Genomic DNA, 14,591 nt, shown 5'->3' on the forward strand with positions numbered 1-14,591 from the left:
TTGCCGGCGTTTTTTATTGGGCGCTCTTAACACTGTTTACAGGGCCAGGCGCTGACGTAGTTCGTTGGCATGTGTGCGCCATGCTTCCAGCAAGGCCCGCTGCTCGCCCAGCGCGCCAGCCAGGGCCTCGCCCAGCGCGGTTTCAAAGGCCGCCAGGGTATGCGGGGCCCCCATCGCGGGATCATCAAGACGCTGTTGGCAGAATGTTCTCCATTGCACTTGCTCCGTTTCACTTAGGCTCGCCGGAAAGTTCCTAGCCCTATATCGGAACAATAGTTCTGTCAGACGCGGGTCATCGAACATCCATTGCCCACTTGCCAACTGCTGCGGATCCGCCAGGCGCACCTGCTCGCATAGACGCCGGTCACGATCACCGAAAAAACCGTCATACAGCTGCTGCTCCGGGTCTTCGCTCGCAGCGAACTCCTTGCCTTCATAAATTGGCGCCAATTTATTTTCCCACTGCTCCCGGGCAGCAATCAGCTGTTCACCACGGCGTAGCAATTCGGACATATCGAGGCCCAGACGCTGCTGGTCTTCCTTGCGCACTACAGCCAATGGCGCCACCACCGGGCAACGGTTGATGTGCAACAACTTGAGAGGAACAGGCAATTGTCCGTCAGGCATTTCCTCACGACGCGTGTATAACCGCTGGCGCAATACTTCGGAATCTTCCGTCAACAGCGGCGCAATATCCTGGTGCAGATCACAAACAATCAGCGCGTTGCGATTGGCCGGATGCCAGGCCAATGGCAGTACCACACCGAGATAATTACGTGCCGCCGAAAAGCGTCCGGAAATATGTACCAGGGGCTGCAACAAGCGCACCTGGTCGAGGACTTTGTGTTTGCTGCGCAGCTCGAACAGCCACTCATACAGGCGCGGTTGTTTCTCCCGGATCAGACGGGCCAGGGCGATGGTCGCACGCACGTCGGACAGCGCCTCGTGGGCCTGACCATGGTGGATGCCGTTGGCCGCGCTGAGCAGTTCCAGACGCAGGCTGACCTGGCCAGTCTCGCCCCGCGGCCACTGGATACCCTCGGGACGCAGCGCATAGGCCGTGCGCACCACATCGATCAGGTCCCAGCGGCTGTTGCCGCCCTGCCACTCGCGGGCGTAGGGATCGAAGAAGTTGCGATACAGGCTGTAGCGGGTGACTTCATCGTCGAAACGCAGGGTGTTGTAGCCGGCACTGCAGGTCCCGGGCCGGGCCAGTTCGGCGTGAACCCGGGTCATGAAGTCGGCTTCGGCCAGGCCGTCCCGGGCCAGTTGCGCCGGGGTGATCCCGGTGATCAGGCAAGCGGCTGGGTGCGGCAGGATATCGTCGCTCGGCTGGCAGAACAGATTCACCGGCGCTTCGATCTCGTTGAGGTCCAGATCAGTGCGCACACCAGCGACCTGCAGGGGCCGGTCGCAGCGCGGGTTGATCCCGGTGGTTTCGTAGTCGTGCCAGAAAATGCTGGAGCTCACGGCGATTCATCCTGAAGGGTAAATCGCCGGAGTCTACCTTATGCCGAGGTTGGCAACGGCCGGAAGCTGAAGTAGTTGAGCAAGGCGGCCACCAGTTGGTCGTACTCCCGGGGTGCCTGCAACAGCATGAAACCGGAGTCGTAGAAGCCAGGGCTGGCGTCTTCATGGCACCACAGGCAACTGGCGGTGATGTTGATGCGCTGCCAGGCACCAGCCTTGGCGGGAATGCGCAACTGCAGTTCGAAATCGGGACCGACCAGCAAAGGCAGGGTGCTGATCAGCATGAGGCCGTCTTCCGATGCATTGCCCAGGTAACCGATGGGCTGATCGGTGAAACGGTTGTAGACCTTGAGGAAGTGGGGGAGCAGATGTCGCTCGATTCGGCGCTCGGTATACATGGCAATGGGTCGCATTGGATGACCCTTAGAGCAGGGTCGCGCTAGTGCCGTCTTGTACAGGTGCACGCTCTTTGTACACAGTCTGTCGCAATGAGAGTAGCGCAGACCGGGGCAAGGCTTCCAGCGCAAAATTGCCCCGGCACTCCCTCAGCGCGAGGGCGAAAGCGGCACCGGACGCGGGATCGCCGCCTCGCCTTCGCGATAATGTCCAAGCTGTTCAAGCGTTTGCAGACGCGCCTGGGCACGGTAGGCGTATTCGTTCTGCGGGTACTTCTGGATGATGAATTTGTAGGTTTGCGCCGCATCGACGAACAGCTTCTGGCGCTCCAGGCACTGCCCCCGCAGCAGCGCGGTTTCCGGCCAGATGAACGGTCGTGCGCGGCTGGTGCGATCGACCTGCGACAGTTCCAGGGTGACCTGCTCGCAATCGCCGCGGTCGTAGGCCCGGTAGGCATTGTTCAGGTGGTGGTCCATGGACCAGCGGGTGCAGCCGACGACGCTGGTCGCCAGGGCCAAGACAATCAGGGCTCGCATGGGGATTCTCCTTTCGATAGGCAGTGTATCGGCGCCTGACCGGAATTCTTCAGCCACGAAGCTGCAAGCTGCAAGCTGCAAGCTGCAAGCTGCAAGCTGCAAGCTGCAAGCTGCAAGCTGCAAGCTGCAAGCTGCAAGCTGCAAGCTGCAAGAGAATACGCGATCCGCTTTTACTTGTAGCTTTCGGCTTGTAGCTTGCAGCTCGAAGTCCCCGTTCAAACGCCCGCCTGCCCCCTCCCAAGGTAGTGCAAAGGAACAATGACTACAGCGCTTTTCAGGAGTAGCCTTTCGCTGCGCTTCACTACAGGAGTCTGTGCATGACCATCCGCCGTACCAAAATCGTCGCCACCCTCGGCCCCGCCAGCAATTCACCGGAAGTAATCGAACAACTGATCCTCGCCGGCCTGGATGTCGCCCGCCTGAACTTCTCCCACGGCACCCCGGACGAGCACAAGGCTCGCGCCCGGCTGATCCGTGACATCGCTGCCCGCCACAACCGCCACGTGGCGCTGCTGGGCGATCTGCAGGGTCCGAAGATCCGCATCGCCAAGTTCACCAACAAACGAATCGAACTGAAGGTGGGCGACCGCTTCACCTTCTCCACCGCGCACCCGCTGACTGCCGGTACCCAGGAAATCGTCGGCATCGACTATCCGGACCTGGTGAAGGACTGCGGCGTCGGTGACGAACTGCTGCTCGACGACGGCCGCGTGGTCATGCGCGTCGAAACCGCCACCGCCGACTCGCTGCACTGCGTGGTGCTGATCGGCGGCCCGCTGTCCGACCATAAAGGCATCAACCGCAAGGGTGGCGGCCTGACTGCGCCGGCCCTGACCGAGAAAGACAAGGCCGACATCAAGCTGGCTGCGGAAATGGACCTGGACTACCTGGCCGTGTCCTTCCCGCGCGATGCGTCCGACATGGAATACGCCCGTCGCCTGCGCGACGAAGCCGGCGGTACCGCCTGGCTGGTGGCCAAGATCGAACGTGCCGAAGCCGTGGCTGACGACGAAACCCTCGACGGCCTGATCCGCGCCAGTGACGCGGTGATGGTGGCCCGTGGCGACCTCGGCGTGGAAATCGGCGATGCCGAGCTGGTGGGCATCCAGAAGAAGATCATCCTGCACTCGCGACGCCACAATAAAGCGGTGATCGTCGCGACCCAGATGATGGAATCGATGATCCAGAACCCGATGCCGACCCGTGCCGAAGTGTCCGACGTGTCCAACGCCGTGCTGGACTACACCGACGCCGTCATGCTGTCGGCCGAAAGTGCTGCCGGTGCCTACCCGCTGGAAGCGGTGCAGGCCATGGCGCGGATCTGCCTCGGTGCCGAGAAGCACCCGACCAGCAAGACCTCCAGCCACCGCATGGGCACCCAGTTCAGCCGTTGCGACGAGAGCATCGCCCTGGCGGCCATGTACACCGCCAACCACTTCCCGGGCGTGAAGGCGATCATCGCCCTGACCGAAAGCGGCTACACCCCGCTGATCATGTCGCGGATCCGTTCCTCGATCCCGATCTTCGCCTTCTCCCCGCACCGCGAGACCCAGGCCCGCGTGGCCATGTTCCGCGGCGTCTACACCGTGCCGTTCGACCCGGCGGCGCTGGCCCCGGAACAGGTCAGCCAGGCTGCCGTGGACGAGCTGCTCAAGCGTGGCGTGGTCGAGCAGGGTGACTGGGTCATCCTGACCAAGGGCGACAGCTACCACACCATCGGTGGCACCAATGGCATGAAGATCCTGCATGTCGGTGATCCGCTGGTTTGATGCCTTGCTGTGAATGAAAACGCCCGGCCTTGAGCCGGGCGTTTTTCATTGTTCTTTCGGGCCCTATCGCTGCGGTGCGGCGGTCCGACAAGCCAGCGATAGGGCCTACACATGCCCCACAAAAAGATCGGAATACACCTGATTCCTCGGCACCCCCGCCAAAAAGAGCCGCCGCGAAAACTCCTCCACACTCCCCGGCGCCCCGCACACCAGCGCCACCGTCTGCCGCGACTGCACGCGCAACGCTGCCAGGGCCATGGGCAACCCGGTTGGCGTCACCAGTTCCACCTGCAACTGCGGATGCTGTGCCGCCCTCTCCTTCAATTCCTCGGCCAGATAATGCCCGCCTTCATCCCGCGCCAGGTGCAGCAACCTGATCGGCCCGCGATGCTCCTGGCGCAGCGCCTCGCGCAGGATGCCCCATAACGGCGCCAGGCCCGTCCCGGCCGCCAGCAGCCAGAGCGGCCGCTCCTGCCAGTCCGGGTCGTAATGCAGGCCGCCGGCACGCAACTCGCCGAGCCGCAACTCCGCCCCTTCGACCAGGTGCCGCGCCGGCGTACAGAACGCCCCCGGCTGCCGGCAATCGATATGGAACTCCAGCCACGGGTCCTCACCCGGCACACTGGCCAGGGAATACGGGCGCGCCACGCCCAGGGCATTCCACAACAACAGATGCTGCCCCGCCTGGTAACGCAGGCCGTTCAGCGGTTGCAGGCGCAGGCGCAGCACCTCGCCCAGCCACTCCGCCACGACCACCCGCGCCGGCTGGCCATCGGTCTTCGGATCGAACAACGCCACCCGCAAATCCATCCCCACCCGGCACTGACAGGCCAGGCGCCAGCCCGCCTCGCGCTGCGCCGCGCTCAGGGCCTCGGGCCGGCCATCCTCCGGCTCGCCGTCCACGCAGCGCACCAGACAGGCATGGCAGCTCCCCGCCCTGCAGCTGTAAGGCACACCGCAGCCCGCATCATTAAGGGCATCGAGCAGATTGCTGCCGGGTGCAACGGACCATTGGCGTTCGCCGACCTGCAGTTCAGGCATTGCTGTTCATCTCCCCTGAATATTCATGCGCCAATCTAGGCCTGTTCCGACCCACAGGCCAAGGGAAACAGCAAAAACGATGCCGGGCGATCACCGACCATGGTTGGACCACTGGCGCGTGTACCAAAAGCCCAGCCGCGCTATACTGCCGCGCCTTTTTTGCGCCGGGACATTTTGTCGCGGCGTGTCTGAAAGGTCGTTTCGACACCTCGGCCTGTCCGCGTCGGAATACCTATTGAATGTTCCCGTGTTTAAGAGGAGCGCGCTGCATGACCGTGATCAAGCAAGACGACCTGATTCAGAGCGTCGCCGATGCCCTGCAATTCATTTCGTACTACCACCCCGTCGATTTCATCCAGGCGATGCACGAAGCCTATCTGCGCGAGGAGTCGCCGGCTGCGCGTGATTCGATCGCCCAGATCCTGATCAACTCGCGCATGTGCGCCACCGGCCACCGCCCGATCTGCCAGGACACCGGTATCGTCACCGTGTTCGTCCGCGTCGGCATGGACGTGAGCTGGAACGGCGCGACCATGAGCGTCGACGACATGATCAACGAGGGCGTGCGTCGCGCCTACAACCTGCCGGACAACGTCCTGCGCGCCTCGATCCTGGCCGACCCGGCCGGTGCGCGTAAAAACACCAAGGACAACACCCCGGCAGTCATCCACTACTCCATCGTTCCGGGCAACACCGTGGAAGTGGACGTGGCGGCCAAGGGCGGCGGTTCCGAGAACAAGTCGAAGATGGCCATGCTCAACCCGTCCGACTCGATCGTCGACTGGGTGCTGAAGACCGTTCCGACCATGGGCGCCGGCTGGTGCCCGCCTGGCATGCTCGGCATCGGCATCGGCGGCACTGCCGAGAAAGCCGCGGTGATGGCCAAGGAAGTCCTGATGGAATCCATCGACATCCATGAGCTGAAAGCCCGCGGCCCGCAGAACCGCATCGAGGAACTGCGCCTGGAGCTGTTCGACAAGGTCAACCAGCTGGGTATCGGTGCCCAGGGCCTCGGCGGCCTGACCACCGTGCTCGACGTGAAGATCATGGACTACCCGACCCACGCCGCGTCGCTGCCGGTGTGCATGATCCCGAACTGCGCCGCCACCCGTCACGCCCACTTCGTCCTGGACGGCTCCGGCCCGGCCGAACTGGAAGCGCCGTCGCTGGACGCCTACCCGGAAATCGTCTGGGAAGCCGGCCCGTCGGCCCGCCGTGTCAACCTCGACACCCTGACCCCGGAAGACGTGCAGAGCTGGAAACCGGGCGAGACCATCCTGCTCAACGGCAAGATGCTCACCGGCCGCGACGCTGCGCACAAGCGCATGGTCGAAATGCTCAACCGTGGCGAAGAGCTGCCGGTGGACCTCAAAGGCCGCTTCATCTACTACGTCGGCCCGGTCGACCCGGTACGTGAAGAAGTGGTTGGCCCGGCTGGCCCGACCACCGCGACGCGCATGGACAAGTTCACCCGCCAGATCCTCGAGCAGACCGGTCTGCTGGGCATGATCGGCAAGTCCGAGCGTGGCCCGACCGCGATCGACGCGATCAAGGACAACAAGGCCGTGTACCTGATGGCCGTGGGTGGCGCTGCCTACCTGGTCGCCCAGGCGATCAAGAAATCCCAGGTCCTGGCCTTCGCCGAACTGGGCATGGAAGCGATCTACGAGTTCGAGGTCAAGGACATGCCGGTCACCGTCGCGGTGGACAGCAACGGTGAGTCGGTACACATCACCGGTCCTGCGATCTGGCAGAGCAAGATTGCCGAGAGCCTGGCGGTGGAAGTGAAGTAAAAAGCCACAAGCTTCAAGCGATAAGCTTCAAGTGAAAGGCAAAAAGCGGCGTGGTCTCCACGCCGCTTTTTTATTGGCTCAACGCGCGACGACTTTCAAGGGGACCGGCTCGGTATTGCGGCGCTGGCCCAGGTAACGGATACAACTCACCCGCAGGAACGAGGCGAAGTTCACCACCTCGCCGCGGTACTCCATCACTTCGTCGTACAGCTTGGTAATCAGCTGGTTGGTGGTCATGCCATCGACCTCGGCGATTTCCCGCAGCACATCCCAGAACTGGTTTTCCAGACGCAGTGTGGTCACCACCCCGCGAATGCGCAGCGAGCGGCTGCGGGATTCGTAGAGGATCGGGTCGGCCTTGACGTACAGCTCGCACATGGTCGCTACCTCACAGGGTGATGCGGGTACCCAGCAGGCCAAGGAAGCCCGCCAGCCACGCCGGATGCGCCGGCCAGGCCGGAGCCGTGGCGAGATTGCCCTGGACATGGGCCTGGGTCACCTCGATATCGATATAGCGACCGCCCGCCAGTTTCACTTCCGGCGCGCAGGCCGGGTAAGCGCTGCACTCGCGACCCTCCAGCACGCCGGCTGCCGCCAGCAGTTGCGCGCCATGGCAGACCGCCGCGATCGGCTTGCCGGCCTGGTCGATGGCCTTTACCAGCGCCAGCACCTCTTCGTTCAGGCGCAGGTACTCGGGGGCACGGCCGCCAGGAATGACCAAGGCGTCGTAGTCCTCGGACTTGACCTTGGCAAAATCGAAATTGAGGCCGAAGTTGTGCCCAGGCTTTTCGCTGTAGGTCTGGTCGCCTTCAAAATCGTGGATCGCGGTGCGCACCGACTGCCCCGCGTGCTTGCCCGGACACACCGCATGCACGGTATGACCGACCATCTGCAGGGCCTGGAACGGCACCATCACTTCGTAGTCTTCGACGTAGTCACCCACCAGCATCAGAATCTTCTTGGCCGCCATTTCACGCTCTCCTTCGTGTGCAGGGGAAAAGGTACCCAGACACGTTAGACCTTGCCGGGCGCTTGCGGGTAATAGGCACCTACTACGTACGGCGTCAGTCGCGGCGATCCAGCAGGTTCACCACCAGCCGGTCCAGCCAGCCCCAGATCCGCTGCTGCACCCGCCGCCACAGCGGGCGCGCGCGCCAGTCGTCGAGACTGACTTCGCTGCTCAAGGCGAAATCGCGGACGAAGCTCTCGGTCACCGCCTGATTCAGCCCCGGATCGATGGCCTCGACATTCGCCTCAAGGTTGAAGCGCAAATTCCAGTGATCGAAGTTGCACGAGCCGATACTCACCCATTCATCCACCACCACCATCTTCAGGTGCAGGAAGCACGGCTGGTATTCGAAGATCTTCACCCCGGCACGCAGCAGGCGCGGGTAATAGCGATGACCGGCATAGCGCACCGAGGGATGGTCGGTACGCGGGCCTGTCAGGAGCAGGCGTACATCGACACCCCGCGAGGCAGCCCGGCGCAATGCCCGGCGGACCTTCCAGGTCGGCAGGAAATACGGGGTCGCCAGCCAGATCCGCTGCTTGCCGTTGTTCAGGGCTCGGACCAGGGATTGCAGGATGTCGCGATGCTGGCGGGCGTCGGCATAGGCGACCCGGCCCTGCCCTTCACGGCCAGGCGGCAGGCGCGGCAAACGCGGCAGGCCAAAATGGGTCGGCGGGCGCCAGGCGACCCGCCGGGGGTTGGCCCGCCATTGACGGTCAAAGAGCATCTGCCAGTCCGCCACCAGCGGCCCTTGCATCTGCACCATCACCTCGTGCCATTCACTGCTGTTCTCGCCGGGATGCCAGAACTCGTCGGTGACGCCCGTGCCGCCGACCCAGGCCACATTCTGGTCGACGAGGAGGATCTTGCGATGGTCGCGATACAGGTTGCGCACACCGCGCCGCCAGCGCAGGCGGTTGTACCAGCGCAGCTCGACGCCCGCACCTTGCAAACGCTGACGCAGGCTCAGGGTAAAAGCCAACGAGCCATAGTCATCGAACAGGCAGCGCACCTGCACGCCGCGCTCGGCAGCGCTGACCAGGGCCAGGACCATGGCCTCGGCGCAGGCTCCCGCCTCCACCAGGTACAGCTCCAGATCGACCTGGAACTCGGCCCGGGCGATGGCGGTGAGCATGGCGGGAAAAAACGCCGGTCCGTCGACCAGCAGTTCGAATTGATTGCCGGAACGCCAGGGAAAGACCGGCCCGGCCATGTCAGCGCGCCGTGAAGATCAGCACCGCACCCACCGGCACCGAGAGGTTGATCGATTTGAGCCCGGCCGCCTTGCGCAGGGTCTCCAGGCCCGGGGCCAGGTCGAAATGCTCGGCACGCAGGATCAGCGGCTCCATGGTCACCACCTGGAAACGCCGCTCATCGAGGCGGGTGGCCAGGAGCTGGGCGTTGTAGCTGTGGGTCTTGCCGTGCAGGGTGACGTTCAGCGGCAGGCGCAGTTCGAGCTGGGCGCCATTGGCCAGGTCGTTGATCGGACGCAGGTCGAGCTGGGCGCGGATGCTCGCCTCGGGGAAGCTCTCGACCGCAAACAGGTCCTTGCGCATGCGCTCGTCGCGCAGCGGGATGCCGCTGCTGACCGAATCCATCTCGACCTGCAGGGACGCCGCGCCCTTGCGGTCAACCTTGCCGTGCAGCACCAGGAAGCGGTGCACTTCCGACACATCGCCGTTCTTGCTGGTGATAAAGGAAAGGCGGGATGACTCGTTGTCCAGGTACCAATTGGCCTGGGCTGGGAGGCAGACGAGCGCCAGGGCGGCGAGCAGGAGGCGGAGCGGGCTGAACATTTGAAATCCTGAAACACTTTGGCGCTCAACCTTACCCGCCCGCCCTCACGGCAGCAAGCGACAGCCCTCGCGCGGGCCTTGCCACTGGGCGCTGGCGCTGCGACCGAGGCCGCGGGCATCGACGCGGTGGGCCATGGGGTCGTCACGCAGGTCGCTCAGGGGCAGCCATTGCTTGACGTAGGTTGTGCAGTAAGCGTCGTCGAAGCCCATCACGTAGCGGCACGAGCAGAACTCCTTGGCCGAGTAGGCGCTGAGGATGCCGGGGAAGGCACTCAAGGCCGCGCGCTCCGACCAGCCCCAGATCAGCAGACCCAGAAGCACCAGCAGCAACAGGCGTTTCATGGCTGTTCTCCAGGGATGGCGGCGAGGACCTGGCGCAGCAGGGTGTTGTGCTGGAAGCTGCCGTCGCGGTCGTCGGCGTAACGGACGATCACCAGCTTCTGTTTCGGCAGCACGTAGAGGCCCTGGCCCCAATGGCCGAGGGCGGCGAAGGTGTCGCCAGGGGCGTCCGGCCAGGCCAAGGTGTTGTTCAGCCACCATTGGCCGCCGGGCATCGCTTCGCCGGGTTCGGCGGCGGCCTTGGCGAAGGGCGTTCGGGTGAATTTCACCCAGTCCGCCGGGAGCAGTTGCCGGCCTTGCCAGCGGCCGTCGTCGAGCATCAGTTGGCCGATGCGCGCCAGCTCGCGGGCGGTCATGTAGAGGTAGGACGAACCGACGAAGGTGCCCTGGGCGTCCCGTTCCCAGACCGCTCTTTCGATGCCGAGGGGCTGGAACAGGGCGGCCCAGGGATAATCGGCGTAGCGCTCCGGGCCGACCATCTGGTGCAGGGCGGCGGCGAGGAGATTGCTGTCGCCACTTGAATAGAGGAAACGCTCGCCCGGTGCGGCAGCCACACCATGGGCGGCAGTGAAAGCGGCCATGTCCTTGCGGCCGTTAGTGTAGAGCATGGCGACCACCGAGGACTTCAGCGGGGCGTACTCGTAATCTTCCTGCCAGTCGAGGCCGCTGGCCCAGTGCATCAGGTCCTGGATACGCACCTGGGGGTGGGCCTTCATCGGCGGGTAGAAAGTGGCGACCGGGTCATCCAGCTTGAAGCGGCCTTCGCCGTAGGCAACACCGAGGACGGTGGCCATCACGCTCTTGCTGACGGACCAGGTGAGGTGCGGGGTGTCGGCACCGGTCGGAGCAGTGTAGTGCTCGTAGACGACCTTGCCGTCCTGGATGACCAGCAGGGCGTCGGTGCGGATGCCTTCGCGGGTCTGTTCGTTGCGCGGCGGGAAGGCGTAGGCCTGCAAGGCCGAATCGTCGGCCCAGGCGGGAGTGAGGATGAACAGGAGGAAGGCGATAAGCGCGGTGCGCATGGTCGATACCCGGGTGCGTGATCGGGCAAGGGTAGCCGGGGTTCATGACAGGTGGAGGGTGTTCTTTCGGGCCTCATCGCTGGCAAGCCAGCTCCCACAGGGTCAGCGGTGTACTCGGTCACTGTGGGAGCTGGCTCGCCAGCGATGAGGCCATCAACCACAACTCAGAACCCGGCCTGCCCCCACGCCTTGGCCAACCGCTTGGCCCGCGCCGCACTGGCAATCTCCAGGATCCCCTGGTCACGCATCCACAGATTGGCCCACTTCCCTTCACTCTCGGACAGCGCCTTGTTGATCTCGTCGCGCATCTCACCGAACTGGGCGAACAATCCGCCGAGCAACAGATGACAGGCCGGCGACTCGGGACTCTGCCGGCTGCCTTCCGCACACCCGGCCAGCAGCGCCAGCAAGCGCAACATCAAGCCCTGCGACCAGCCATTGCCACGCCCGATGCCATACAGCCACGCCGTCAGCGCACTCAGCACGTAGAGATCCTCCAGCGTGCGGAAGGGTTTCACATAGGCATCCCAGCCATCCCCCGCCAGCCGCTCGCACAGCGCCTGTTCCAGATGCAGCCGCGCATGCCCCACCTCCGGCATCAGTGGCAACGCTGGCAAGGGATCGAGCCGCACTCCCGGCTCTCCCGGATAGACCACCGCCAGACTGATCTGCGGCGCCTCCCCCGGCGCTTCGCTGCGGGCCGCCACCAGCAGCCAGTCGGCCTCGTGCCCACCGGTGACGAAATCCTTGCTGCCATTCAGGCGCAGGGCTTCCAGGTCCAGGCGCATGTGCATGTCCGCCGGCCGGACGCTGCGTTTCTCGCTGGCACACAACGCGCCGAGGCTCTCTGGCGCGCTAGGCCAGAGCACCCGCAATGCCGCCTGGTATCCGGCCAGGAAGGCCAGCCCCGGCGTGGGCATGGCCTTGCCGCCGAGCACCGCCAACTCGAACGGCGACACCGAACCCAGGCGGTCGAGCAGTGCCGCCCAGGTGTCGTCGAGGTTGCTCAACAGGGGTTGGGATACAGCGTGATCGAGACGTTCCAGCCAGCTCATCGCGGGACTCCTTGGGGCCTGTCATACAAGCATCACCAAACATTCACGGGGGTGACACCCCCCCTACCTAGTCTGAGCTTGCACAACAAAGTCGACCGGCCGCAACCCCATGGCTGGCTTATGGAGACACGCAATGACTCAGATCGCTCGCTCTGGCGACAACAGCACTGAACGCCGTCTGCAAGCCGAACGCCTGGTGGGCCCGGCTGCACTTCGCGAGGCCCAGGCCCTGCGCTTCAGCGTTTTCAGTGGTGAATTCAAGGCCAAGTTGAAAGGCGCCGAACAGGGCCTGGACATGGACGACTACGACGACCACTGCATGCACATCGGCGTGCGCGACCTCAACAGCGGTCGCCTGGTCGCCACCACCCGCCTGCTCGACCACCAGGCCGCCAGCAGCCTGGGCCGCTTCTACAGCGAAGAAGAATTCAGCCTGCATGGCCTGGTCCATCTGCAAGGCCCGATCCTCGAACTCGGCCGTACCTGCGTCGACGCCGCCTACCGCAACGGCGGGACCATCGCCGTGCTGTGGAGCGAGCTGGCCGAGATCCTCAACGAAGGCCAGTACCGCTACCTGATGGGCTGCGCCAGCATCCCGATGCAGGACGGCGGCGTGCAGGCCCACGCGATCATGCAGCGCCTGCGCGAACAGCACCTGTGCACCGAGCACCTGCGCGCCGAACCGAAGAACCCGCTGCCGAACCTGGCCCTGCCAGGCAACGTGGTGGCGCAGATGCCACCGCTGCTCAAGGCCTACATGCGCCTGGGCGCGAAGATCTGCGGCGAGCCTTGCTGGGACGAAGATTTCCAGGTCGCCGACGTGTTCATCCTGCTCAAGCGCGACGAACTGTGCCCGCGCTACGCCCGTCACTTCAAGGCGGCCGTGTGATGCAGCGCCTGCGGGTGTTCGCCCGCATCGCCCGGTTGCTGCTGGTGGTCCTGCTGGGCCTGGGCATGGCCTCGGCGTTCGGCCTGTTCGAGCGCCTGGGCATCAACGCGTCGGCGCAACGCCGGCAGCGCTGGTCGCAGATTTTCATGAAGCGCCTGGTCAATGCCCTGCCGTTCCGGGTCAAGGTCGTCGGCGAGTTGCCCCACCAGCCGATGCTGTGGGTCAGCAACCATGTGTCCTGGACCGACATCCCGGTGCTGGGCATGCTCGCCCCGCTGTCCTTCCTGTCCAAGGCCGAAGTGCGCACCTGGCCGGTGGCCGGCTGGCTGGCGCACAAGGCCGGGACCCTGTTCATCCGTCGTGGCGGTGGCGACAGCCAGTTGTTGCGTCGGCAGATCAGCCAGCACCTGGTGGAGCAATGCCCGCTGCTGATCTTCCCGGAAGGCACCACCACCGATGGCCGCAGCCTGCGCACCTTCCACGGCCGCCTGCTGGCCAGTGCCATCGACAGCGAAGTACCGCTGCAGCCGGTAGCCGTGCGTTACCTGCGGGATGGCAAGCCGGATCCGATTGCGCCGTTCATTGGTGATGATGATCTGCTGTCGCACCTGATGCGCCTGTTCGCCCAGCCTTGTGGCGACGTCGAGGTGCAGTTGCTGGAGCCGATCGCCAGCAAGGGCGAGGAACGTGCGGCCCTGGCGTTCCAGGCGCAGCAGGCGGTGAGCCGGGCGTTGTTCGGCGAAGCGGCGGAAACCTTGCCTCAGCGCCGCGCCAAGGCGGCCTGAGGGTCGGCCAGCGCGGCGGCGGCGAAGGCCTGCAACTCAGGATAGAACTGGCGGAAGTCCTCCAGCAGCAACGGATACAGGGCTTCCACCTCCGCCATCGCCCCGGCCATGCCTTCCGGGCGCGACAGCCGCCGGGCGATGCCGCGGAATACCTGCTCCAGCACCGCGAACTCGCGGTACGACCCCAACCAGTCTCCAGCCGCCATCAACGGCGCGATCTGCGCCAGGCGGCCCGGCAGCGCCGGCTCCCTGTCCAATACCTGATACACCCGCGCGGTGAATTGCGGCAGTGGCTGCGTGGCGTAATCGTGCCAGTGCAGGGCCAGGCAGTGGTCGAAGAACACATCGAGGATGATTCCGGCGAAACGCCGGCGCTCGGTGGGGAAGCGCGCCAGGGAGGCAAGCACCAGGGGGTGGCTGTCGGTGAAGGTGTCGATATGCCGGTGCAAGCGGATCGCCCGCTCCAGAGGCAGGGAGAAACGGCCTTCGAGCGGGCCCTTGACGAAATCGCCGTAGAGGCTGCCGAGCAGTTGCTCGGGCTGGTCGCCGCCGAGATGGAGGTGGGCTAGGTAGTTCATGGGGTGTGAGTCTAAGGCATTTGTAGTGCTTTTGAGGGCCTCATCGCTGGCAAGCCAGCTCCCCCAGGGACCGAGTGCACCGCTGAACCTGTGGGAGCTGGCTTGCCAGCGAT

16 protein-coding genes are annotated in these 14,591 nt (G+C 64.5%); 4 read left to right on the top strand and 12 right to left on the bottom strand.

Going from position 1 to position 14,591, the window contains the following annotated elements:
• Nucleotides 1-36: 36 nt before the first annotated feature.
• The 3 genes from sbcB to AC2CQI_RS15130 all read right to left on the bottom strand — a co-directional run bounded on the left by sbcB (nucleotide 37) and on the right by AC2CQI_RS15130 (nucleotide 2,402).
• Entirely contained in the window at nucleotides 37-1,476 is a 1,440-nt protein-coding gene (gene sbcB, locus AC2CQI_RS15120) for an exodeoxyribonuclease I (RefSeq protein ID WP_484580624.1), read from the bottom strand.
• A 32-nt stretch (nucleotides 1,477-1,508) separates the two neighbouring features.
• Nucleotides 1,509-1,868, bottom strand: coding sequence for a pilus assembly protein PilZ (locus AC2CQI_RS15125; RefSeq protein ID WP_075806502.1), 360 nt, complete (start codon nucleotides 1,866-1,868; stop codon nucleotides 1,509-1,511).
• A 147-nt stretch (nucleotides 1,869-2,015) separates the two neighbouring features.
• Nucleotides 2,016-2,402 (bottom strand): hypothetical protein, encoded by a 387-nt coding sequence (locus tag AC2CQI_RS15130; protein WP_075806501.1) that lies wholly within the window; start codon nucleotides 2,400-2,402, stop codon nucleotides 2,016-2,018.
• A gap of 317 nt (nucleotides 2,403-2,719) precedes the next feature.
• On the opposite strand from AC2CQI_RS15130, the gene pyk reads away from it, so the two are divergent.
• On the top strand, nucleotides 2,720-4,171 hold the full coding sequence (pyk, locus tag AC2CQI_RS15135; protein WP_075806500.1) for a pyruvate kinase: 1,452 nt from the start codon (nucleotides 2,720-2,722) through the stop codon (nucleotides 4,169-4,171).
• 105 nt (nucleotides 4,172-4,276) lie between these two features.
• Here pyk and AC2CQI_RS15140 read toward each other — a convergent pair whose 3' ends face one another.
• Nucleotides 4,277-5,212, bottom strand: a complete 936-nt coding sequence (locus AC2CQI_RS15140; protein WP_484577191.1) for an iron-sulfur-binding ferredoxin reductase — start codon at nucleotides 5,210-5,212, stop codon at nucleotides 4,277-4,279.
• Nucleotides 5,213-5,481: 269 nt separating this feature from the next.
• Here AC2CQI_RS15140 and AC2CQI_RS15145 point away from each other — a divergent pair, with 269 nt between their 5' ends.
• A complete protein-coding gene (locus AC2CQI_RS15145) occupies nucleotides 5,482-7,005 on the top strand; it encodes a fumarate hydratase (protein ID WP_075806498.1) in 1,524 nt (507 codons plus the stop codon).
• A gap of 78 nt (nucleotides 7,006-7,083) precedes the next feature.
• Here AC2CQI_RS15145 and AC2CQI_RS15150 read toward each other — a convergent pair whose 3' ends face one another.
• The 7 genes from AC2CQI_RS15150 to AC2CQI_RS15180 form a co-directional block, all read right to left on the bottom strand.
• Nucleotides 7,084-7,383 (bottom strand): ribbon-helix-helix domain-containing protein, encoded by a 300-nt coding sequence (locus tag AC2CQI_RS15150; protein WP_484577192.1) that lies wholly within the window; start codon nucleotides 7,381-7,383, stop codon nucleotides 7,084-7,086.
• A gap of 10 nt (nucleotides 7,384-7,393) precedes the next feature.
• Nucleotides 7,394-7,975 (bottom strand): DJ-1/PfpI family protein, encoded by a 582-nt coding sequence (locus AC2CQI_RS15155; RefSeq protein WP_075806496.1) that lies wholly within the window; start codon nucleotides 7,973-7,975, stop codon nucleotides 7,394-7,396.
• Nucleotides 7,976-8,069: 94 nt separating this feature from the next.
• On the bottom strand, nucleotides 8,070-9,227 hold the full coding sequence (locus tag AC2CQI_RS15160) for a phospholipase D-like domain-containing protein (protein ID WP_484577193.1): 1,158 nt from the start codon (nucleotides 9,225-9,227) through the stop codon (nucleotides 8,070-8,072).
• A gap of 1 nt (nucleotide 9,228) precedes the next feature.
• Nucleotides 9,229-9,810 (bottom strand): YceI family protein, encoded by a 582-nt coding sequence (locus tag AC2CQI_RS15165; protein WP_075806494.1) that lies wholly within the window; start codon nucleotides 9,808-9,810, stop codon nucleotides 9,229-9,231.
• 45 nt (nucleotides 9,811-9,855) lie between these two features.
• Nucleotides 9,856-10,152 (bottom strand): amidase, encoded by a 297-nt coding sequence (locus AC2CQI_RS15170; protein ID WP_484577194.1) that lies wholly within the window; start codon nucleotides 10,150-10,152, stop codon nucleotides 9,856-9,858.
• On the bottom strand, nucleotides 10,149-11,171 hold the full coding sequence (locus tag AC2CQI_RS15175) for a serine hydrolase domain-containing protein (protein WP_484577195.1): 1,023 nt from the start codon (nucleotides 11,169-11,171) through the stop codon (nucleotides 10,149-10,151). Before AC2CQI_RS15175 ends, AC2CQI_RS15170 begins: the two co-directional genes overlap by 4 nt.
• Before the next feature lie 164 nt (nucleotides 11,172-11,335).
• Nucleotides 11,336-12,226, bottom strand: coding sequence for an acyl-CoA dehydrogenase family protein (locus tag AC2CQI_RS15180; protein WP_484577196.1), 891 nt, complete (start codon nucleotides 12,224-12,226; stop codon nucleotides 11,336-11,338).
• 133 nt (nucleotides 12,227-12,359) lie between these two features.
• On the opposite strand from AC2CQI_RS15180, the gene olsB reads away from it, so the two are divergent.
• Nucleotides 12,360-13,115 (top strand): L-ornithine N(alpha)-acyltransferase, encoded by a 756-nt coding sequence (gene olsB / locus AC2CQI_RS15185; RefSeq protein ID WP_484577197.1) that lies wholly within the window; start codon nucleotides 12,360-12,362, stop codon nucleotides 13,113-13,115.
• A complete protein-coding gene (locus tag AC2CQI_RS15190; RefSeq protein WP_484577198.1) occupies nucleotides 13,115-13,900 on the top strand; it encodes a lysophospholipid acyltransferase family protein in 786 nt (261 codons plus the stop codon). The genes olsB and AC2CQI_RS15190 overlap by 1 nt, the downstream gene beginning before the upstream one ends.
• Here AC2CQI_RS15190 and AC2CQI_RS15195 read toward each other — a convergent pair.
• Nucleotides 13,876-14,478: an acyl carrier protein phosphodiesterase gene (locus tag AC2CQI_RS15195; RefSeq protein ID WP_075806489.1), complete on the bottom strand. Its 603-nt coding sequence runs from the start codon at nucleotides 14,476-14,478 to the stop codon at nucleotides 13,876-13,878. The genes AC2CQI_RS15190 and AC2CQI_RS15195 overlap by 25 nt on opposite strands.
• Nucleotides 14,479-14,591 lie beyond the last annotated feature (113 nt).

This window comes from Pseudomonas sp. P2S-1 (assembly GCF_057197725.1).

Bases quoted from the DNA above. Each gene is read 5' to 3' on its own strand.
- AC2CQI_RS15125 (WP_075806502.1), bottom strand. From the start codon at position 1,868: ATGTATACCGAGCGCCGAATCGAGCGACATCTGCTCCCCCACTTCCTC.
- AC2CQI_RS15130 (WP_075806501.1), bottom strand. From the start codon at position 2,402: ATGCGAGCCCTGATTGTCTTGGCCCTGGCGACCAGCGTCGTCGGCTGC.
- pyk (WP_075806500.1), top strand. From the start codon at position 2,720: ATGACCATCCGCCGTACCAAAATCGTCGCCACCCTCGGCCCCGCCAGC.
- AC2CQI_RS15140 (WP_484577191.1), bottom strand. From the start codon at position 5,212: ATGCCTGAACTGCAGGTCGGCGAACGCCAATGGTCCGTTGCACCCGGC.
- AC2CQI_RS15145 (WP_075806498.1), top strand. From the start codon at position 5,482: ATGACCGTGATCAAGCAAGACGACCTGATTCAGAGCGTCGCCGATGCC.
- AC2CQI_RS15150 (WP_484577192.1), bottom strand. From the start codon at position 7,383: ATGTGCGAGCTGTACGTCAAGGCCGACCCGATCCTCTACGAATCCCGC.
- AC2CQI_RS15155 (WP_075806496.1), bottom strand. From the start codon at position 7,975: ATGGCGGCCAAGAAGATTCTGATGCTGGTGGGTGACTACGTCGAAGAC.
- AC2CQI_RS15160 (WP_484577193.1), bottom strand. From the start codon at position 9,227: ATGGCCGGGCCGGTCTTTCCCTGGCGTTCCGGCAATCAATTCGAACTG.
- AC2CQI_RS15165 (WP_075806494.1), bottom strand. From the start codon at position 9,810: ATGTTCAGCCCGCTCCGCCTCCTGCTCGCCGCCCTGGCGCTCGTCTGC.
- AC2CQI_RS15170 (WP_484577194.1), bottom strand. From the start codon at position 10,152: ATGAAACGCCTGTTGCTGCTGGTGCTTCTGGGTCTGCTGATCTGGGGC.
- AC2CQI_RS15175 (WP_484577195.1), bottom strand. From the start codon at position 11,171: ATGCGCACCGCGCTTATCGCCTTCCTCCTGTTCATCCTCACTCCCGCC.
- AC2CQI_RS15180 (WP_484577196.1), bottom strand. From the start codon at position 12,226: ATGAGCTGGCTGGAACGTCTCGATCACGCTGTATCCCAACCCCTGTTG.
- olsB (WP_484577197.1), top strand. From the start codon at position 12,360: ATGACTCAGATCGCTCGCTCTGGCGACAACAGCACTGAACGCCGTCTG.
- AC2CQI_RS15190 (WP_484577198.1), top strand. From the start codon at position 13,115: ATGCAGCGCCTGCGGGTGTTCGCCCGCATCGCCCGGTTGCTGCTGGTG.
- AC2CQI_RS15195 (WP_075806489.1), bottom strand. From the start codon at position 14,478: ATGAACTACCTAGCCCACCTCCATCTCGGCGGCGACCAGCCCGAGCAA.